Source organism: Treponema denticola, from assembly GCF_024400535.1.
In the GTDB taxonomy this organism is placed as follows: domain Bacteria; phylum Spirochaetota; class Spirochaetia; order Treponematales; family Treponemataceae; genus Treponema_B; species Treponema_B denticola_C.
The window spans coordinates 2,745,117-2,764,039 of record NZ_CP038800.1 but is presented as its reverse complement, the minus strand read 5'-3'; the positions used below and the strand labels follow the sequence as shown (position 1 = coordinate 2,764,039).

Here is an 18,923-nt window from a genome sequence, read left to right as displayed (position 1 = left end):
TTTTAGCTATTTGTTAAATTAAAAAGGCAGCCTTAAAGCGGGCTGCCTTTTTAATTGTATTTATTTTAAGGAGTTTAAAACGCTTGAAAGCCTTGTTTTATCGTATAAGTCCAAAGGTCTTCCTTCAGAAAACCTGACAGCTTCTTCGGTAAATGTCCCTGCACTCATACATATACCTGTTCCGCCCTTGACTTCTTTTAAGCGGGCATGCAGCTCTCTTAGGAGCAGCTCTCCTACCGTTCCCTGAGATCTAAAAAATCTAAAAATAACCGTATCCGAAAAACGGGATGTGTCTATTTCGGCGACTATGTCGGTATAGGCTGCCAATACGGAAATATCCACTATTTTTACCTTTGCTTTAGGATAAAAACGGGCAACAATCTTTCTGCAAAGCCCTACAAATTCGCTTTGTCCTGACATTAAATAAATCTGTAAATTTTTATTTTTGTTCAACTCTTGATATCTCATTATTAGGGTTGCCGCATCCTTATAGCCCGGACTTACATTTTGTATTTCCTTTAAAAGATGGAGAGCTTGGCCTATGTCCTGAGTTTTTATATAGGTTTGAGCCAGCCTATATTTGAGTTCATTGGATATTTCCAAGGGAATACCTGTATGTTTTAAGCCTATTTGAAAATCTTCAATAGCTCTTTCTACTTGATTTGCTTTAGCTCGGATCATACCCGTATATAATGCCGCTTGAGGGCCGAAAGTAGGGTCGACTCGAAGATGATTTAATATTTTTAAACAACGTTCGGTAGCGTCTGTTTCATAAAAACATTCTCCCATAGCAAACAAAACCTCTTTGTCATCAGGCTTAACATCCAGAGCCTTTTTTAAAGCCGGTAAGGCCTCATTGTATTTATGCAGATATTTAAAAGTATAGCCCAGATATTTTGTTGCCAAAAAGCTGTTCGGTTCAAGAATCAGAGCCCTCTTAAAATATTTAACGGCTTTTTCATAATCTTTTTCAAGGTAATAAATATAGCCTAGGTTATAGCTTACCTCAAAATTTTTGGGATTTATAGTTTCAGCAAGGAGTAAGCCTTTTTTTGCTTCAGGGATTCTATTTGTTTTTAATGCAGATTTACCATAACATATGGCAATATCAAGCTGTTTACTCATTTCAAGGGCCTTCATATGGTCTATTAAAACTGCATAAGTCGAATAAGCTTTTTCCCAATCTTGATCTTGATAATAAATATCTCCCATTATAGATAAGCCTTCGGTATCATGAGGGTTTTGGGTTAAACGGCGGGTCGCTTCCTTCATTAAAACAGCTCTGCCTTTAACCTTCTTTTTACCGGTTGATGAGGATCCTTTGCTTTTACTGGATATTAAAACAATGATAGCTATAGCTATAACGATAACTAAAAAGGAAATAATAATAGTTGTTGCCATTCTTACATTATGCTTTTTATTTTGATATATGTCAATGGAGAAGAATTTGAATTTGTATTTTTTTGAAAATAATACGCCCTTGATAATTGATAATATGTAGACATGGGGTCTAATCTGTGTTACAATCAATATATCTATAGCTTTGGAGAATGAATGAAAAAGGTTTTTTTTATGCTGTTTTCAATGATGTGTATGACTACGGTTTTTGCTGACGGTTTTAATGAAGATGATATCCCCTTAAAAAAGGTAACTCTCTATTCATCGGGGGTTGCTCATTATGAGCATGAGGGGTTTGTAAAAGGGTCGGGAAAGATAGATTTATTGTTTCTTCCTTCCCAAATAAGCGATGTCTTAAAATCTATTTTTGTAAAAGATCCGGCTGCAAAGAATTTATCGATAAATTATCAATCTGAAGATACTCTTAAAAAAACTATGCAGAGTTTAAAGGTCGATTTATTCGGGAATGACTCTATTTTTAAGCTTCTTAAAACGCAAAAAGGTGCCGAGCTTGAGGTTTATACCCCTAATAAGCTTACAGGTAAAATTTTAAGTGTAGATAAAATTGAAGATTCTAAAGCCGGTATTATCCTTTCCATTGTTTCGGCGGATGGTGTTAAGATTATATCTTTTAATGATGTGCAGTCTTTTAAATTTACGGATCCCCAAAGAAATGAGGATTTGCAAAAAGCCTTAGGTCTAATTTTGGAAGCCTCAGCAAAGGAAAGAAAACCGATTTCAATAGATATAGAATCGGAGGGAGAGCGTAAAATAGGGCTTTCTTATGTTATGGAAGCTCCTATTTGGAAGCCTTCATACAGGCTTGATATGGGCAATACTAGTGCTGCATTTCAAGCTTGGGCTATAATAGACAACTCTACGGACATCGATTGGAAAGATGTAAAGCTTACTCTTACAAGCGGCCGCCCTGTAGGTTTTAAACAAAATCTATATGAGCCCTATTATACTGACCGCGAAACTATTCCGATTCTTGCGGGTCAGGCAGCTAGGCCTGAAACATTTGATCCCGCTTATGATGATATGGCTTATGAAGAAGCTATGGCTGCACCGATGATGGAAAGAAGGGCTTATGCAAAGGCCGCTGCTCCTTCCATGGCTGATGCCAAGGACTCTTCTTATTTTGAAAATCAGACTGCTGCCAAGACCTCTGCAGGAGAAATGTTTGCTTTTACCCCCGTTAAACCCGTTAATTTACCGAGACAGAAGAGTACTATGATTCCTTTAAGCCTTGCATCGCTTCCTGCTCAAAAATATTCGGTTTTTTCGAATATGACTTATGGGGCCGATGTACATCCTAAGTTATGTATCAGTATCGAAAATAATTCCGGCCTAAAGTTTCCTGCAGGGCCCATTACGGTTTTTGAAAACGGAGACTATGTCGGCGATGCTATTTTGGAGTTTTTACCGGAAAAAGAAAAGCGCCTTATAGCTTTTGGAGATGATATGGATGTGCGGGGAAGTAAAACCGAAAATTTTAACAAGCAGATCCAAACTATTAAAATTGTAAAAGGAGTGCTAAATCTGCAACACAAATCATCTAAAAACTCCGTTTATACTATTAAAAATGCTGCATCAAAAGAGCGTTCTATCGTAGTTGAACATCCTATAAGTTCAGGCTTTAATCTTGCCGATGAGAAAGCGCTGTTGGAAAAGACTTCAAATAAGTATAGGTTTAACATAAATGTTAAAGCTAACGCTCAAGGGAAACTTGAGGTGCTTGAAGAAAGGCTTTTTGACGAAATTTTACAAATCAATACGATGGATAATAATACTATGATGGGTATTTCTTCCAATTCTGAGATTCCTGAAAAAATAAAAAAGGCTTTTAAATCTATTTTAGACGAAAAAGTTAAGGTCGATAAGGCTCAAGTTTCCTTGACTAATTTACAAAATGAACAAAAAGAACTTAATGCCGAACAAGATAGGGTGCGTAAAAATATTCAAGCTGTGGGTTCTGAGACTCAACAAGGAAAACAGTTTTTAAATAAACTTCTTCAAATAGAAAATTCTTTGGATAGTTTAAAACAAAAAATTGTTGAAGCTGAAAAAAAGTTTTCCGGTTTTAAGGCTGATTTTCTTGAATATATCAAAAATGTAACTGTTGAATAAGCATTAAGAGAAATAATAAAAAACGATTAAAAAAATTACAGTATTTATTGCTGAAATGATAAAAATAGGCTTGACAAAAGTTTGAGAAAGGTATATATTCGCTCTCACCGTCGGATAAGGCGGTGAGCTTAGAAAAGCTAAGAAAACACTGGAAAAGTTTTGAAGGTCTTGTATTTTTAATGAAGGCAAGGCTTCTTAAGTTTGGCAGTTTAAAAGCTGCAAAAAGTTTAAAAAAATTAAAAAAACTTTTAAAAAGCTCTTGACAAAAAGAGAGAAAATACTGTATACTCCTTTTTGCTCGCTACATAACTTTTACAAGTTTTTAGCGGATGATATTTGAAACTAAGAGGGAAGGGAAAGAACAAAATAGCCAAAGCGTAAAGCTTTTGGTAAGGAAAGTATCAAAACCGGTAAGGGTTAAGCTGATTAGCCTTTACCAAATTCCTTAAAATATAAGGGACAAACTAAAATTAGAAATCAACCGCTCTTTAAGGGCGGATTGAAATAATAATGATGGAGAGTTTGATCCTGGCTCAGAACGAACGCTGACGGCGCGTCTTAAGCATGCAAGTCGAACGGTAAGGGAGAGCTTGCTCTCCCCTAGAGTGGCGGACTGGTGAGTAACGCGTGGGTGACCTGCCCTGAAGATGGGGATAGCTAGTAGAAATATTAGATAATACCGAATAAGCTCATTTACATAAAGGTAGATGAGGAAAGGAGCTACGGCTCCGCTTTAGGATGGGCCCGCGTCCCATTAGCTAGTTGGTGAGGTAAAGGCTCACCAAGGCAACGATGGGTATCCGGCCTGAGAGGGTGAACGGACACATTGGGACTGAGATACGGCCCAAACTCCTACGGGAGGCAGCAGCTAAGAATCTTCCGCAATGGACGAAAGTCTGACGGAGCGACGCCGTGTGAATGAAGAAGGCCGAAAGGTTGTAAAATTTCTTTTGCAGATGAAGAATAAGAAGAAGAGGGAATGCTTCTTTGATGACGGTAATCATGCGAATAAGCCCCGGCTAATTACGTGCCAGCAGCCGCGGTAACACGTAAGGGGCGAGCGTTGTTCGGAATTATTGGGCGTAAAGGGTATGTAGGCGGTTAGGTAAGCCTGGTGTGAAATCTACGAGCTCAACTCGTAAACTGCATTGGGTACTGCTTGACTTGAATCACGGAGGGGAAACCGGAATTCCAAGTGTAGGGGTGGAATCTGTAGATATTTGGAAGAACACCGGTGGCGAAGGCGGGTTTCTGGCCGATGATTGACGCTGATATACGAAGGTGCGGGGAGCAAACAGGATTAGATACCCTGGTAGTCCGCACAGTAAACGATGTACACTAGGTGTCGGGGCAAGAGCTTCGGTGCCGACGCAAACGCATTAAGTGTACCGCCTGGGAAGTATGCCCGCAAGGGTGAAACTCAAAGGAATTGACGGGGGGCCCACACAAGCGGTGGAGCATGTGGTTTAATTCGATGATACGCGAGAAACCTTACCTGGGTTTGACATCAAGAGCAATGACATAGAGATATGGCAGCGTAGCAATACGGCTCTTGACAGGTGCTGCATGGCTGTCGTCAGCTCGTGCCGTGAGGTGTTGGGTTAAGTCCCGCAACGAGCGCAACCCCTACTGCCAGTTACTAACAGGTAAAGCTGAGGACTCTGGCGGAACTGCCGATGACAAATCGGAGGAAGGTGGGGATGACGTCAAGTCATCATGGCCCTTACGTCCAGGGCTACACACGTGCTACAATGGTTGCTACAAATCGAAGCGACACCGCGAGGTCAAGCAAAACGCAAAAAAGCAATCGTAGTCCGGATTGAAGTCTGAAACTCGACTTCATGAAGTTGGAATCGCTAGTAATCGCACATCAGCACGGTGCGGTGAATACGTTCCTGGGCCTTGTACACACCGCCCGTCACACCATCCGAGTCGAGGGTACCCGAAGTCGCTAGTCTAACCCGTAAGGGAGGACGGTGCCGAAGGTACGTTTGGTAAGGAGGGTGAAGTCGTAACAAGGTAGCCGTACCGGAAGGTGCGGCTGGATCACCTCACCTCCTTTCTAAGAGAAAGGGTAATTTGAAGGTTGTTTTAACCTTCTACAAATATACAAGTAATACTTGTATAATAGTCTTGAAGTACACAAGACAAATCGATACTTCCTGCTGTTCTTTCCTGAAACTCTTTTTTTATAAAACAACTGAGGGGATATAGCTCAGCTGGCTAGAGCGGCGGCTTTGCAAGCCGTAGGTCAGGGGTTCGAATCCCCTTATCTCCATAAAGCCTTGTTTAACGACAAGGTTTTTATTCGCCCAATCGCTAAGAAAAGGCGAACAGATATTTGACATAACTAGGGAAGGGAATGAAGACGCTGTAGTGATTAAAACATTACAGTGTAAAAGAAAACTTAAAAAATACAAAAACTTCTTTTTTTTTAGCGAAAGATAAAAGAAAGAAGGGACAATAATATGGTCAAGCGAATAACAGGTTTATGGCGAATGCCTATGGAGCTAAGAGGCGAAGAAGGCCGTGGTAAGCTGCGAAAAGTTCCGTGTAGGAGCACACATCCTGTGATACGGAAATAGCCGAATGGGGTAACCCGTTAGTAGTGATACTGACATTACGCTCTTGAATAAAATAGAGAGGTAAAGCGATACTGAGTGAACTGAACCATCTAAGTAACTCAAGGAAAAGAAATCAAGTGAGATTCCGAAAGTAGCGGCGAGCGAAATTGGAGGAGCCTAAACCCTTTAAAGGGAGTTGAAGGGCTGCATCGGCGTAGGACCGACAAGTTACAAATTCGATTTATAGCAGAAAGGTTTTGGGAAAGCCTGGCGCAGAGGGTGAAACCCCCCGTAAGCGAAATAAATCGGACTTGTTGATGCAGTACCTGAGTACGGCGGGGCACGAGAAACCCTGTCGGAAACCGGGTCGACCACGATCCAAGGCTAAATACTACTTAGCTACCGATAGTGAACAAGTACCGTGAGGGAAAGGTGAAAAGAACCCCAGTAAGGGGAGTGAAATAGAACCTGAAACCGTAAACCAACAAGATGTTACAGCCCTTTTAAAGGGTGGTAGCGTGCCTTTTTGTAGAATGAGCCTGCGAGTTACGATATGCAGCGAGGTTAAGGAATAGAAGTTCCGGAGCCTAAGGGAAACCGAGTCTTAATAGGGCGAATAGTTGCATGTCGTAGACCCGAAGCCGGAGTGATCTAGTCATGAGCAGGTTGAAGCAAGGGTAAAACCTTGTGGAGGACCGAACTATAATCTGTTAAAAAAGGTATGGATGACTTGTGACTAGGAGTGAAAGGCTAATCAAACCCGGAAATAGCTGGTTCTCCCCGAAATGCCTTTAGGGACAGCCTCATATAAAATTATCGGAGGTAAAGCACTAGTTGGACTAGGGGGCGTCAAAGCCTACCAAACCCAGTTAAACTCTGAATGCCGATAATCAACGTATGGGAGTGAGACTGCGTGCGCTAAGGTTCGCAAGTCAAAAGGGAAACAGCCCAGACCGTCAGCTAAGGTCCCCAAATACTGCTTGAGTGTGAAATGAAGTGTGGATACAAAGACAGCCAGGAGGTTGGCTTAGAAGCAGCAATTCCTTTAAAGAGTGCGTAACAGCTCACTGGTCGAGTGTCCATGCGCAGATAATGTAACGGGGCTAAGCAGTATACCGAAGCTACGGGTCTTACACGATTTTATGTGTAAGGCGGTAGGGGAGCATTCCATTAACTGATGAAGGAAAACCCGCGAGGGTTTCTGGAGGAGATGGAAGAGAATGCAGGTATAAGTAACGAAAGGGAGGTGAGATCCCTCCCCGCCGAAAATCTAAGGTTTCCTGGGTAAAGGTAATCTCCCCAGGGTAAGTCGGCCCCTAAGACGAGGACGAAGGTCGTAGTCGATGGGAAATCGGTTCATATTCCGATACCTTTTATAATTTCGATGGCAGGACGCATGAGGTGAAACCCGGCCGGCTAACGGATGCCGGTCAAAGTAAGCGAGCCGTTATAAAGGATGATAGGCAAATCCGTCGTCCAAGGTAAGCTGCGACAGCGAGTGAAACTACGGTGGATCGAAGCGGGCGTAATCAAGGTGCCGGGAAATACTGTCTAAGGTTAGGTTATAAAAGACCGTACCGTAAACCGACACAGGTAGATGGGATGAGAAATCTAAGGCGCTCGAGAGAACTCGCGTTAAGGAATTCGGCAAAATGCACACGTAACTTCGGAAAAAGTGTGACCTCCTTTTTTTTAAAGATGAGGGGGTGGCAGAAAGCAGGCCCAGGCGACTGTTTATCAAAAACACAGCCATCTGCGAACCAGCAATGGGACGTATAGGTGGTGACACCTGCCCGGTGCCGGAAGGTTAAGAGGAGAGGTTAACAGCAATGTGAAGCTTTGAATTGAAGCCCCGGTAAACGGCGGCCGTAACTATAACGGTCCTAAGGTAGCGAAATTCCTTGTCGGGTAAGTTCCGACCCGCACGAATGGTGTAACGATTCTGGGCACTGTCTCAACGCGAGACTCGGTGAAATTTATATACCGGTAAAGAAGCCGGTTACCCATAGTTAGACGGAAAGACCCCGTGAACCTTCACCGCAACTTATTATTGGGACTTGGTTTATCATGTGTAGAATAGGTGGGAGGCTATGAAGCTTGACCGTTAGGTTGGGTGGAGCCGAAAAGTGAAATACCACCCTTGATAAATCAGGTTTCTAACCGCTGTCCGTGAAACCGGAAGCGGGACAGTGATAGGCAGGCGGTTTGACTGGGGCGGTCGCCTCCTAAAGAGTAACGGAGGTGCGCGAAGGTCTCCTCACGCCGGTTGGAAATCGGCGCAGCGAGTGTAAAGGCACAAGGAGGCTTAACTGCGAGAGTGACAGCTCAAGCAGATACGAAAGTAGGTCTTAATGATCTGGCGGTAGCGAGTGGAAGCGCCGTCACTTAACGGATAAAAGGTACTCCGGGGATAACAGGCTGATATTCCCCAAGAGTTCACATCGACGGGAATGTTTGGCACCTCGATGTCGGCTCATCGCATCCTGGGGCTGAAGCAGGTCCCAAGGGTTTGGCTGTTCGCCAATTAAAGCGGTACGTGAGCTGGGTTCAGAACGTCGCGAGACAGTTCGGTCCCTATCTGCTATGGGCGTTGGATACGTGAGAGGAGCTGTTTTTAGTACGAGAGGACCGAAATGGACGAACCTCTGGTGTACCGGTTATCCTGCCAAGGGTAATTGCCGGGTAGCTAAGTTCGGAAGGGATAACCGCTGAAGGCATCTAAGTGGGAAGCCCGCCTCAAGACTACGTATCCCTGAGGGTTTAACCCTCCTAAAGACTCCTTGCACACTACAAGGTTGATAGGTTGGAGGTCTAAGCACAGTAATGTGTTCAGCCGACCAATACTAATAAGTCGTGAGGCTTGACCATATTATTGTTTCTTTTTTCTATACATAAATAAAGATAACTTTTTTCTTCATTCTCTTTTTTAGTACACTTAAAACTTATTTTAAGTTTTAAGTCCTTAATTTGTTTTTTATTGCCAGGTGGCCATAGTGGAGAGGTAATACCCGTTCCCATCCCGAACACGGAAGTCAAGCTCTCTTACGCCGATGATACTGCTGATCAAGTGGGAAAGTAGGATGCTGCCTGGCTTTTTTTATTCGTGCGGAGAGTTGTTTGATTTCTTGCATTATTTTTTAAAAAATGATAGTATAGCAATATGAAGGCTTTTCGACTAACAATTTCCGGATATGTTTATATTGTTTTTCCTTTTTCTTTGCTTTTAGGAGCATTTTTAAGAGGTGAATTGTTTGCTCTTGTTTGCGGAGTTTGTTTATGCCTTTACTTTTTGCTTTCATTTATTATGCTCTTTTTTTCATTTTTTTTCTTTAAAAAAAAAGATTTTTTAGTAGAACTAAAAAAAAGCCGAATAGAGATTAGCTCTTTACAAGAAAAAAAAGAAATAATCTTAATTAGATTTATTTCGCAAGTCATTTGTGTCTTTTATGTTTTTAATTTTTTAAGCGACTTGAATGATAAAAAAAGCAGATCTCTTAATTTTAGAATTAAACTTCAAAAGGAAAAGGCCTTTTTTGATCTACCCAAAAAAGATAGAGGCCGGTTCCTTTTAAAAGATGAATATATTGAACTTTCTGATATTGCCGGTTTTTTTTCCTTTAAGTTATTTAGAAAATGTCCGTCTATCCCGCGAATTTTTCTATATCCTGAGCTGAGCGAAATGAAAGACTTTGTTCTTCCTGAAATTTTAAATGAAACATCAAATCATATAATAAATATTAGACGGAATGATGAACTTTATGATACACGGCCTTATATTCCCGGCGATGATACTAGGAAAATTAATTGGAAACTCTATGCGCATACTGAGGAACTCACCGTAAAACAGGGAGACTTCATTCCTCCTCCCCAAAATTTTTTTACAATCTACATTGAAGAGCCTCATGTAAATACAGACTTTGAATTTTATAAAAGAAAATTTGATGAATTTGTTAATCTAGCGGCTTCTTTTGCAGCTTACTTATATAAAAACGGTATAAGTTTTAATATCCGTTTTTACGATACTGAAAAAAAAATTTTATCTTCTGAAATTATTTATCCGGATGATTTTGAATCCATAGATTTGATACGAAAACCTTTTTCGATTCCTCAAATTAAGATTGGAAATAAATTATTCGAACCTCATAATAAGATTGAAAGCACATTTTTGCTCAATGACGAAAATGAGAAAACTTGTTTACTTTATTTTTTTATGCCTGTACAATCGGATAAGAAAATCTTAGAAAAACTTTTTTATACATTTAAAAATCTTAATCATAAATCTGCCTTTTATCTGGGACCTGAAAGTATAATTGATGAGCCCAAAAATTTTTTACATTCATTTTTATTTTATACACCGGATCAAAAGAAAGACAAGAGTTTATCAAAACAAATGAACGCCAAACTTTTAACGATAAAAAGTGCACTGCATAATGGAGGGTTTTATGTTTACACGCTATAATCTTAACTTTGTTTTGCGCACATTTTCAGTTTTAATTTTAAGTATTATTCCAGGGTTATACTTGTTTGAAATTTTGCCCTTTTTTGTACTCCCTATATGGGGTCTTGTTTTGATTTTTTTATCTTATAAAACAGAAGAGAAAAAACTAAAGCTTTCTTCAGCAATTATTTTGATATGTATAAGTACTTTTATTTTTTTATCTTTGCTTTTAGTCTTATTTAAAGTAATTTCTGCAGAACTCTTTGATGTTTTATATTTAAGAATGGGAATTATTCTTCCTTTTTTAATTATACAAACTATTTTTATTTCAGTGTCTACAATTCTATTTTTTAAAAAAGAAAAATATCGGCGTTATGAGCCTATACTTTTTTTTATAATTTTTGCTTTCTTCTTTTGGAATGAAGGCGGATTTTCTCTTTCGGTTTTTGAATATCCGATATATGCAGTTTTATTTTCACTTATCTTTTCTGCAACAGAAATTACCCGTGTTTTTTTATCTTTTGATTTTGAAAAAAAACAATTTAAATTTTTTTTCTTCTTTTTACCTTTTTTTATTTTTATAATGTTTTTTGTTTTAAAACATTATAATGAAGCTTCATCTGCCAATCACGGAGGTTTATTACAACCTACTCTATTTAGATTTGATTTTTCCGATTATCTTAAACTTCAGAGTGAGATTAAAATGAGTGATGACTTGATTTTGGTTGCTCACTTTGATAGGAATTTTGCAAACAATATGCTAAGAAGAATGTACCTTTCAGGTTGGGACTCGGCAAAGGGCTTTTATGAGAAAAAAGCTCCATCTGAAAGGGTACAACTTACTCATCTGCCTAAGGGTAAAAAGGATATTCCTCATTTAAAATTTGCAATGAGAGAACAAGTTGAACAGGAGTATTTTTTTGTGAATTTATCTCCATCATCATTTATAGCAATTGATTATCCTACCCATGTTATTCCATATGAAATTTGGGATACAGCAAAGTTTAATGGCGCCTATAAGGTTTTAAGCGAGGCTTTATTTGATTTTGGTGCAGATCTTTATGGAGATGCATTTCCCTCAGGTTCAAAGGAAGAAGGATTGACAAAGCAAGATCTGGATTTTTATACCGCTATTGATGATGAAACATTTAAGCTTGTTCATAAAAAAGCTGTAGAAATCACTGAAAATATTCCTGAATACTTGGATAAAATTCTTGCTTTACAAGACTATCTTGCTGAAGGCGATTTTCGTTATTCATTAAAGCCGGGGAAGGCTCCTGACGGTAACCAATTAAAATATTTTTTTAATGAAACAAAAAAGGGGTATTGTACCTATTTTGCTTTTTCTTATGCGCTGATGTTGAGAAGTTTAGGAATCCCGTCCCGTGTGGCTGTAGGTTTTTTTGTTCAACCTGAATCGGAAATTATGAACTATTATCCGGTTAGAGCAAATATGGCACATGCATGGGTTGAGGTTTTTTTTCCGTTTATAGGCTGGGTCAGTTTTGATCCTACAACTTCCCAATTGGCGGAAGGGGAAAATCTTAACTTTGGTATGAGTGCCGGCGGCGAGGAATTTAATTCTCTTTTGAGTGAGATTTTAGAAAACCGTAATGAAATTAAAATCAGTGAAATTATTGAAACGGAAAAAAATACTTCTAATATTTCAGCCTATATAAGACAGTTTTTCCAAAAACATTTTTCTTTAGCCGGAATTATTATAATTTTTACTTTAATTTTATTCTTGATTATATACAAGCTTAAACCTTATTTAATATTAAAATTTTCTAAAAATAATAGAAAGATTGTACTTACAGCAGGAAGTATATTTAATAAACGAAGAGAAAACTCTGAAGCGTCGGAAAAAATGAATCTTCTAATGCAAAAGGCTAAATTCGCTCCTGACTGTACAATCGATGATGCTAAAGCAGCAAAAAGTATTTTAAAGAGCAGAACAAAAAAACTAATTATGTTTTTGATGATTGCTTTCTCTTCATGTATTCTATTTGCAGAAAACGCAGATGATATTATTCTTGCAGCTGATAAAGCTGTTGAATCTGAAAATTGGGAGAAAGCATTGGAATTTTTACAGGATGGAATAAAAAAATTCCCTCAAAATGATAAATTATTTTTTAAGCTTGGAGAAATTTATCATGATAAAAAATTATATAAGATTGCATATCGTATATTAAAAAAAGGACAAATAATTAATCCTGGAAACAGCAGTATTTTGCTTTATCTTTCAAATTGCGCTTCTGCATTAAATAAATATGAGGAAGCAATGAAGTATATCAAAAATTATTTAGACTTGATTCCGTATGATCGCTTTGCAGCGGCCTCTTACGGTTGGTTATGTTTTAAGTGTCATAAAAGCACTGAAGGGATTAATTTCTTATTGGAAAATATAGATCGTTATGGCGGGCATCTATCGGTTTATAATTCTTTGGCGACTTTATATAATGAAGTTTTTGATTATACAAAGTCCAGGGAGTGTTATTTAAAAGCTATCAAGGAAGCTAAAGAACAAAATAGAACATATTCAGCCTCTATCTATTATTACAATAAAGCAATTTTAGAAAGTCAATTTTATAGATTCGATAATGCAATTGAGGATGCAAGAGCTGCATTGGATATGGAAGAGCGTAATTCAAGTTATATGATGATAGGGGAGCTGGAGGAACGAAGAAATAATTTTTCACAGGCTTTAGCTGCTTATCTTTCTGCTGCCGCTATTGATGACACGCCTCTTGCGATGCTAAGCATTATAAATGTTTTTATGGAAACAGGTCATATAGATAAAGCTGAGCGATATATTTTAAATGAACTTGATAATATCGGTGAGGATTGGATTTCAAATTATGGTTTAAGTGTATATGAATTTAAAAGTAATCTTTATAAACTAAAAAAAGAATTATATGTCCGTAAATATAATCTTGAAAAAAGAAGATTAACTATAGGTTTCTTTGACCGGGTAAAAAATTTAAATGATAGAATAAAATATAAGATAAAATATAAATATTATGATTCTGTTTATAGAATATACTCATTAAATGTCGCAAATGAATATAAACAACATGATGCTCCTTATTTAAGCGATGCTACATATATCCTTTATACAAATACTTATTATTATCGGGCCTTTAAGGATAAGGGGAAAAAAGCTTTAAAATACCTTAAAAGATCTGAAGAGATAGAAACTAATTTTATTCCGCAAAGTAGAGGTTCTTATCTTGCAGAAAGAGGTCTTATTGAAAACGATCTGAGAGTTTTAAATGAAGGTATTTTAAAAATGGATCCTGAATGGGAGAAAAGTTTACTCAAGGATTTATACGGTATGGGAGTTAAAATTGCAAAAAAGTATTCTTCCCAGCTTTATTTTCTTTACTTGGAATCTCTTTTTGATATTAATCCTGCCGGTTTTTTGGAGTATGATATTAGAATGCCCGTTAAAATACGGATAGAAATCGATAAGAGTGAAAAGATACAAATTCGAGAGCACAAAATAAAAAAACTGATAGACTCTTCCAGATTTTTTGAAGATGAAAACTCCAAGTTTTCTCTTTACTTAAAATATTCTGATAAAATGATAGCTTTTAAATTAACCGATAAAAATGGTGCCCTTTTATATAGTGAAAATATTCGAATCGAAAAACCGGATAAAAATAATTTTAAAAAAGCGATTAATGATTTAGTTAAAAATATTTTTACTTTTAAGTTATAAGAGTTGCGATATAGACAAAATTATGTTTTCGGTTATACTATTGATATGAATACAAAAACCATAATAGATGAGCTTAGCAAAAACATAGGATTAGTTATAAAGGGAAAGAGTCAGGTGATTCGTCTTTTTATTTCATCATTTTTGACGGGAGGGCATGTGCTCCTCGATGATATTCCCGGTGTAGGGAAAACTACCATGGTAAAAGCTTTAGCTAAATTAATAAAAAAAGACTCCGGAGAAGCTGCTGAATTTAAAAGAATTCAATGTACTCCTGACTTATTGCCTTATGATATTACAGGTGTTGATGTATTTAATGTTCAATCTCAAAAGTTTGAATTTATGAAAGGCCCGGTCTTTTGTGATATTTTTTTAGCTGACGAGTTAAACAGAACTCCGCCTAAAGTTCAAGCGGCTCTTCTTGAAGTAATGGAAGAAAGGCAAGTTTCTGCCGGCGGAACAACTTACCGTTTAGGTGATTTGTTTTTTACAGCGGCTACTCAAAATCCGGTAGAAACATTGGGTACATATCCCCTGCCTCCTGCTCAGCTTGACCGTTTTATGGTGTCTCTTTCCATAGGTTATCCCGATGATGAAGCCGCTATTGAGATACTCAAAGGGAATTCAGGACTTACAGCGCTTGTAAACCTTTTTCCTATAATAAGCTCCGAAGATATAATCGCCTCCCGTGAAGAGCAAAAAAATGTTTATTGTCATCATGCTTTACAAAAAGCTGTGATAGATATTTGTAATGCAACAAGATGTCATCCCGATATAAAACTAGGCGCTTCTCCAAGAGCCTCTTTACAGTTCTTACATCTTGCAAAAACGATAGCTCTTTCTAATGAGAGATACTGGATTGAAGATAAAGATCTGGGATTAATAGCACCTCATGTGCTTGCTCATAGGTGTATATTTAAAGATAGGCATTGTGATGGAAAGGAAATAATATCGGAAATTACAAGCGAAGTTTTACATAGAATGGATAAAAAAACGGATTGGTCGAAACAAAGTTAAAGATACTTATTTTATTTCTAAAAAGGATAAACATATTCTAAAGAAGGCCGCTTTATAGTTTCTACTTCACTTACGAGAATGAGCGGTTCAAAATTACCTTCATACTCTGTTTTGGAAATTGTTCCGGTAACGCGGATCCAGTCATCCTCTTTAAGTTCATCGGATTTAGACCATTGAGCAATAATTCCTGCCGGCTGCATATCGGCTGCACAGCAAACCATTAACATTCTTCCTATGGCAAATTCATTTTCAGTTAAAACTTCAGGGTTTTTCCAAACGGCGCCTTCAATTTTTATCTTTTTGTCTATCCACGAATCCAAATTTAAATATAATTCCGGAAGCCAGCGTCCGAATGTATTATCATCCATAACTATAAAACCGTTTTCGAGTTCCAAAAACCGTCCTGATTTAAAATTAGATGTATTTTCATCTTTTGGTTTTTGAAATGAAAGAATATCTCCATTAAATGCGAGAGATCCTGCTGTTATAGGCTTATGCGGAATAATGAGTACAAGCAGAATCGGAATCAAAAAATATATTAAGTGCAAAGGCTTTTTCCTTTTTGAATGGGTATGATATTTAACATTAAAAGCATCCCGTATTGTAAGAATTCCTATAATAAAAAATACTATAGCAGAAAAAACAATTATACCTGTATGCCGTACATGCACATACAGTAGGGCTTGTTTTGAAATAACTGCATAGATAAATATAAATGAGATTATAAATAATATCCCTGCCTGTATAATCTTTTCAATAGATATATTTGTAATATTTTTTTTCATATTCTTCCTAAAAAAATATAGAGCCCATTGCGCTTATAAATATTATATTCATAACAGTTATGATTATAACAAGTTCTATTACAAACCTTTTTTTTAATACGGATAGAAGCATAAAAATATTTTTTATATCCATCATAGGGCCATATACTAAAAAACCCATGATTGAAAATACTGAAAAGTTGCCATAAAAGCTTCTTGCGATAAAAGCATCAGAGGTGGAACAAGCCGAAAATATAAAAGCAAACAACATCATAATAAGCATTGCCGGTAAAGAATGAGATTCTTTAAATCCCCCAAAAAAATTACTGGGAATTCCTGCACGAATGAGAGCCGTTATAATTGCTCCCAATATCAAATAAGGGCCGACATTAAAAAATTCCGTTCCGCTGTGCAAAAACATTTCATTAATATTTTTAATAAAAGATGTCTTACCGAAGTTATGGCCTTTCATAGAAGATTCGGTACAATGACTGCAAGAAGAGCAATTATGAGAATCGTCTTCTATGTTTTCCTTTAAATACCCTGTTTTAGGATAGACTAAAAGTAAGAGCCCTATTGATGAGGCTGTTACTATGCCGAATAGTACCCTATATAAAGCTATTAGTGGATTTTCAGGAAAAGCATATAGGGTGGCCATTACCGATATAGGATTTAAAATTGGCGCTGCAAGCATAAAAGTTATTGCTATAGGCATTGCAACGCCTTTCTTTATAAGACCTGTTATAATCGGTACGGTTGCACATTCACATACAGGAAGCACCAATCCTCCGAAAATAGCGGTTAAAAATCCAAGTCCGTATTTATTTGGAAAGGCTTTTATTATAAAGTTAGCCGAAATAAAAACATGCAGAATAGAAGATATGAGTATTCCTAAAAGCATAAACGGAAAAGCTTGCAGAAGAATGCTTAAAAAAACCGTATTGGCTGCAATTATAAAATTATTCATAAACTAAAAATATTGTGATATCAATTTTAGAATATATAGTTCAACATAATTTTGTAAAGCTTTTCGATTTTTTATTTTTATGAGGCCGGGTGATTCAATCAACGTTTGTGCAAGGCCTCGGACCCTTTCGGATGTAAAACTCATTACGGAAATAGTTCTATATACACCTCTCAAATAATCTCTAATTAATGCATTTACGTCTTCTGTCAGATTTTCCCTTATAGGTTGTCCAAGAGTTTGATTCCATTCATCCAAATACTTTTCCAGTGTTTGATCCAATGTTCTTCCTTCGGGAATGAATTCCAAGCTTATTTTTTCGGCAACATCTTTTAACTTGAGCTTAGGTTTTTTATTGGGAGCAGGCTGATGTTTTTCTTTTTGTGTTGAGGTCTGAGGCTGTTTTTTACGCTTTCTTTTAAAAAATGCGATTATTGATGATATTATCGGTATAGTGTACCAGAATGGAAGAAGAATCTTGGTATCACTTAAAATCTCATATCGGTTGAGCATTAAAATCTCGTGGTAGGCAGCAGGTTTGCCTGCCGGAAATATCCTATTTATTTCCATTGCCTGTATTTCGTTTAGGCGCGGATCTGCAATTATCGGTACAATGAAGGACGCAGTTAGAAGTCCGTATAAATCAGGAGCCGTTTCAGCCGTTATTTCCTTTATTAAATAACTGAAAGCCGTATCGTTTTTCATAGATTCGTCTTGTTCAAAGTTAAAAAGCATATCATGCCATTTCTTGATACATACATCTCTTACAGGCTTTCTTGCTTCATTTATAAGAGATATTAAAAGCGGAACTGCTTTTTCGGTAATTAAGTAAAAACGCTCATTTGAAGAATTAGTAAATGTCAAAATATCCGGAATTATATATTTTTCTGAAGTCGAAGTTTTTTCTTTCATAAAATTCTGCAAGGTTTCTTCATCATACTGGCCAAGTAACGGAACTCCTCTTGAGTCGGTAAATTGAGTTATCTGCTTCATAGTAAAATAATATGGAGCCTTTTGAAAAGCTAGAAGTAGATTTTTTAGAGCGGTATCCGTCTGAATATCTTTTTGAGCTTTATTACGGTAATAATTATTAAGGTATTCTAAAATACCGACTGCTTGAAGTAAGGCAATTTCATCGGGGAGTTTTTCATTTTTTTTGGCAAATTCTTGTTTTATAAAAGCACAAAGCTGTCCCCATAATATATAGTTATCACCTGATTCTTTAATATTTTGGAAAGTATTTACACTGTGTGCCAGTATTTTAGATATAAATGTTTTAACGGTAAATTCTTTGCCCGGATTTGCAACCATCAGTCTTTTTTGCATATAATCCCGGCTTTCATCTTTCATCAAAAAAAGTTTTATCTTATCCAAGGAAAGACTTAATATTTTATCTGTTGTATAAGAACCGGGAAAGATCAGCGCCGGTATATCTCCATTATAGTTTAATGCATATAAGAATGTATTTTCCTTTGACTCCGGTTTTAAGGCGGCTATTTGGTCTGAAATGCTTATAGCTTTTAGAAGTTTGCCCGGGAAATTCCTTGGAAGATCCGATAATAGAGGAAAAGGAATATCAGGATGCTGCTCAAGATTTGCATATTGGCGTGCTATATTGTCGACATAAAAATACGGAACAAAAATAGTTGTTGTATTGGATTTATCTGTTGTGATATCAATATCCCCATCAGATTGAACTTTCTTTAATTCGCTTAAAAGTGTTTCTGTTGAAATTTCAAGATGTACGGCCAATTCCGGTTTTTGCTGCAAATAGTGTTTTGCATATCGGTGGAGATAGTCTTGAAAAGGTATTAAAGTTACCAGCGCACTGTTTCTACGCAAAGAAAACATTCGTAATAAGTGCAGTAAATCCGTATAAATAGTCATCATTGTATTATACACAATCTTTTTTAAGATTTCAAGTCTTAAA

The 18,923-nt window shown here is 37.2% G+C and carries 8 protein-coding genes, 1 tRNA gene and 3 rRNA genes; 8 read left to right on the top strand and 4 right to left on the bottom strand.

The features are described from left to right. Positions 1 to 60: 60 nt before the first annotated feature. Positions 61 to 1,401: a tetratricopeptide repeat protein gene (locus E4N78_RS13065; RefSeq protein ID WP_255810971.1), complete on the bottom strand. Its 1,341-nt coding sequence runs from the start codon at positions 1,399 to 1,401 to the stop codon at positions 61 to 63. Between the two features lie 153 nt (positions 1,402 to 1,554). Between E4N78_RS13065 and E4N78_RS13060 the strand changes: the two genes are divergently transcribed. The 8 genes from E4N78_RS13060 to E4N78_RS13025 all read left to right on the top strand — a co-directional run bounded on the left by E4N78_RS13060 (position 1,555) and on the right by E4N78_RS13025 (position 15,265). After that, positions 1,555 to 3,528: a DUF4139 domain-containing protein gene (locus E4N78_RS13060; protein WP_255810970.1), complete on the top strand. Its 1,974-nt coding sequence runs from the start codon at positions 1,555 to 1,557 to the stop codon at positions 3,526 to 3,528. Positions 3,529 to 4,038: 510 nt separating this feature from the next. Next, positions 4,039 to 5,585: ribosomal RNA gene (locus E4N78_RS13055) — 16S ribosomal RNA — on the top strand. A gap of 147 nt (positions 5,586 to 5,732) precedes the next feature. Then, a tRNA-Ala gene (locus E4N78_RS13050) sits at positions 5,733 to 5,806 on the top strand. A 192-nt stretch (positions 5,807 to 5,998) separates the two neighbouring features. Beyond that, positions 5,999 to 8,960, top strand: a 23S ribosomal RNA gene (locus E4N78_RS13045). A 112-nt stretch (positions 8,961 to 9,072) separates the two neighbouring features. Then, a 5S ribosomal RNA gene (gene rrf / locus E4N78_RS13040) occupies positions 9,073 to 9,184 on the top strand. Together the 16S, 23S and 5S rRNA genes with 1 tRNA gene alongside form the textbook arrangement of a ribosomal RNA operon. Before the next feature lie 68 nt (positions 9,185 to 9,252). After that, a complete protein-coding gene (locus tag E4N78_RS13035; RefSeq protein WP_255810969.1) occupies positions 9,253 to 10,551 on the top strand; it encodes a DUF58 domain-containing protein in 1,299 nt (432 codons plus the stop codon). After that, positions 10,535 to 14,251: a transglutaminase domain-containing protein gene (locus E4N78_RS13030; RefSeq protein WP_255810968.1), complete on the top strand. Its 3,717-nt coding sequence runs from the start codon at positions 10,535 to 10,537 to the stop codon at positions 14,249 to 14,251. The genes E4N78_RS13035 and E4N78_RS13030 overlap by 17 nt, the downstream gene beginning before the upstream one ends. 45 nt (positions 14,252 to 14,296) lie before the next feature. Further along, positions 14,297 to 15,265, top strand: a complete 969-nt coding sequence (locus E4N78_RS13025) for an AAA family ATPase (RefSeq protein ID WP_255810967.1) — start codon at positions 14,297 to 14,299, stop codon at positions 15,263 to 15,265. 17 nt (positions 15,266 to 15,282) lie between these two features. Here the strand turns inward: E4N78_RS13025 and E4N78_RS13020 are convergent, their stop codons facing one another. From E4N78_RS13020 to E4N78_RS13010, 3 genes are read right to left on the bottom strand one after another with little or no spacing between them, the layout of a single operon-like run. Continuing rightward, positions 15,283 to 16,050, bottom strand: coding sequence for a TIGR03943 family putative permease subunit (locus E4N78_RS13020; protein WP_255810966.1), 768 nt, complete (start codon positions 16,048 to 16,050; stop codon positions 15,283 to 15,285). A gap of 7 nt (positions 16,051 to 16,057) precedes the next feature. Next, positions 16,058 to 16,996: a permease gene (locus E4N78_RS13015; protein WP_255810965.1), complete on the bottom strand. Its 939-nt coding sequence runs from the start codon at positions 16,994 to 16,996 to the stop codon at positions 16,058 to 16,060. Positions 16,997 to 16,999: 3 nt separating this feature from the next. Further along, positions 17,000 to 18,883 (bottom strand): hypothetical protein, encoded by a 1,884-nt coding sequence (locus E4N78_RS13010; RefSeq protein WP_255810964.1) that lies wholly within the window; start codon positions 18,881 to 18,883, stop codon positions 17,000 to 17,002. Between the last annotated feature and the right edge of the window lie 40 nt (positions 18,884 to 18,923).

Bases quoted from the DNA above. Each gene is read 5' to 3' on its own strand.
- E4N78_RS13065 (WP_255810971.1), bottom strand. From the start codon at position 1,401: ATGGCAACAACTATTATTATTTCCTTTTTAGTTATCGTTATAGCTATA.
- E4N78_RS13060 (WP_255810970.1), top strand. From the start codon at position 1,555: ATGAAAAAGGTTTTTTTTATGCTGTTTTCAATGATGTGTATGACTACG.
- E4N78_RS13035 (WP_255810969.1), top strand. From the start codon at position 9,253: ATGAAGGCTTTTCGACTAACAATTTCCGGATATGTTTATATTGTTTTT.
- E4N78_RS13030 (WP_255810968.1), top strand. From the start codon at position 10,535: ATGTTTACACGCTATAATCTTAACTTTGTTTTGCGCACATTTTCAGTT.
- E4N78_RS13025 (WP_255810967.1), top strand. From the start codon at position 14,297: ATGAATACAAAAACCATAATAGATGAGCTTAGCAAAAACATAGGATTA.
- E4N78_RS13020 (WP_255810966.1), bottom strand. From the start codon at position 16,050: ATGAAAAAAAATATTACAAATATATCTATTGAAAAGATTATACAGGCA.
- E4N78_RS13015 (WP_255810965.1), bottom strand. From the start codon at position 16,996: ATGAATAATTTTATAATTGCAGCCAATACGGTTTTTTTAAGCATTCTT.
- E4N78_RS13010 (WP_255810964.1), bottom strand. From the start codon at position 18,883: ATGATGACTATTTATACGGATTTACTGCACTTATTACGAATGTTTTCT.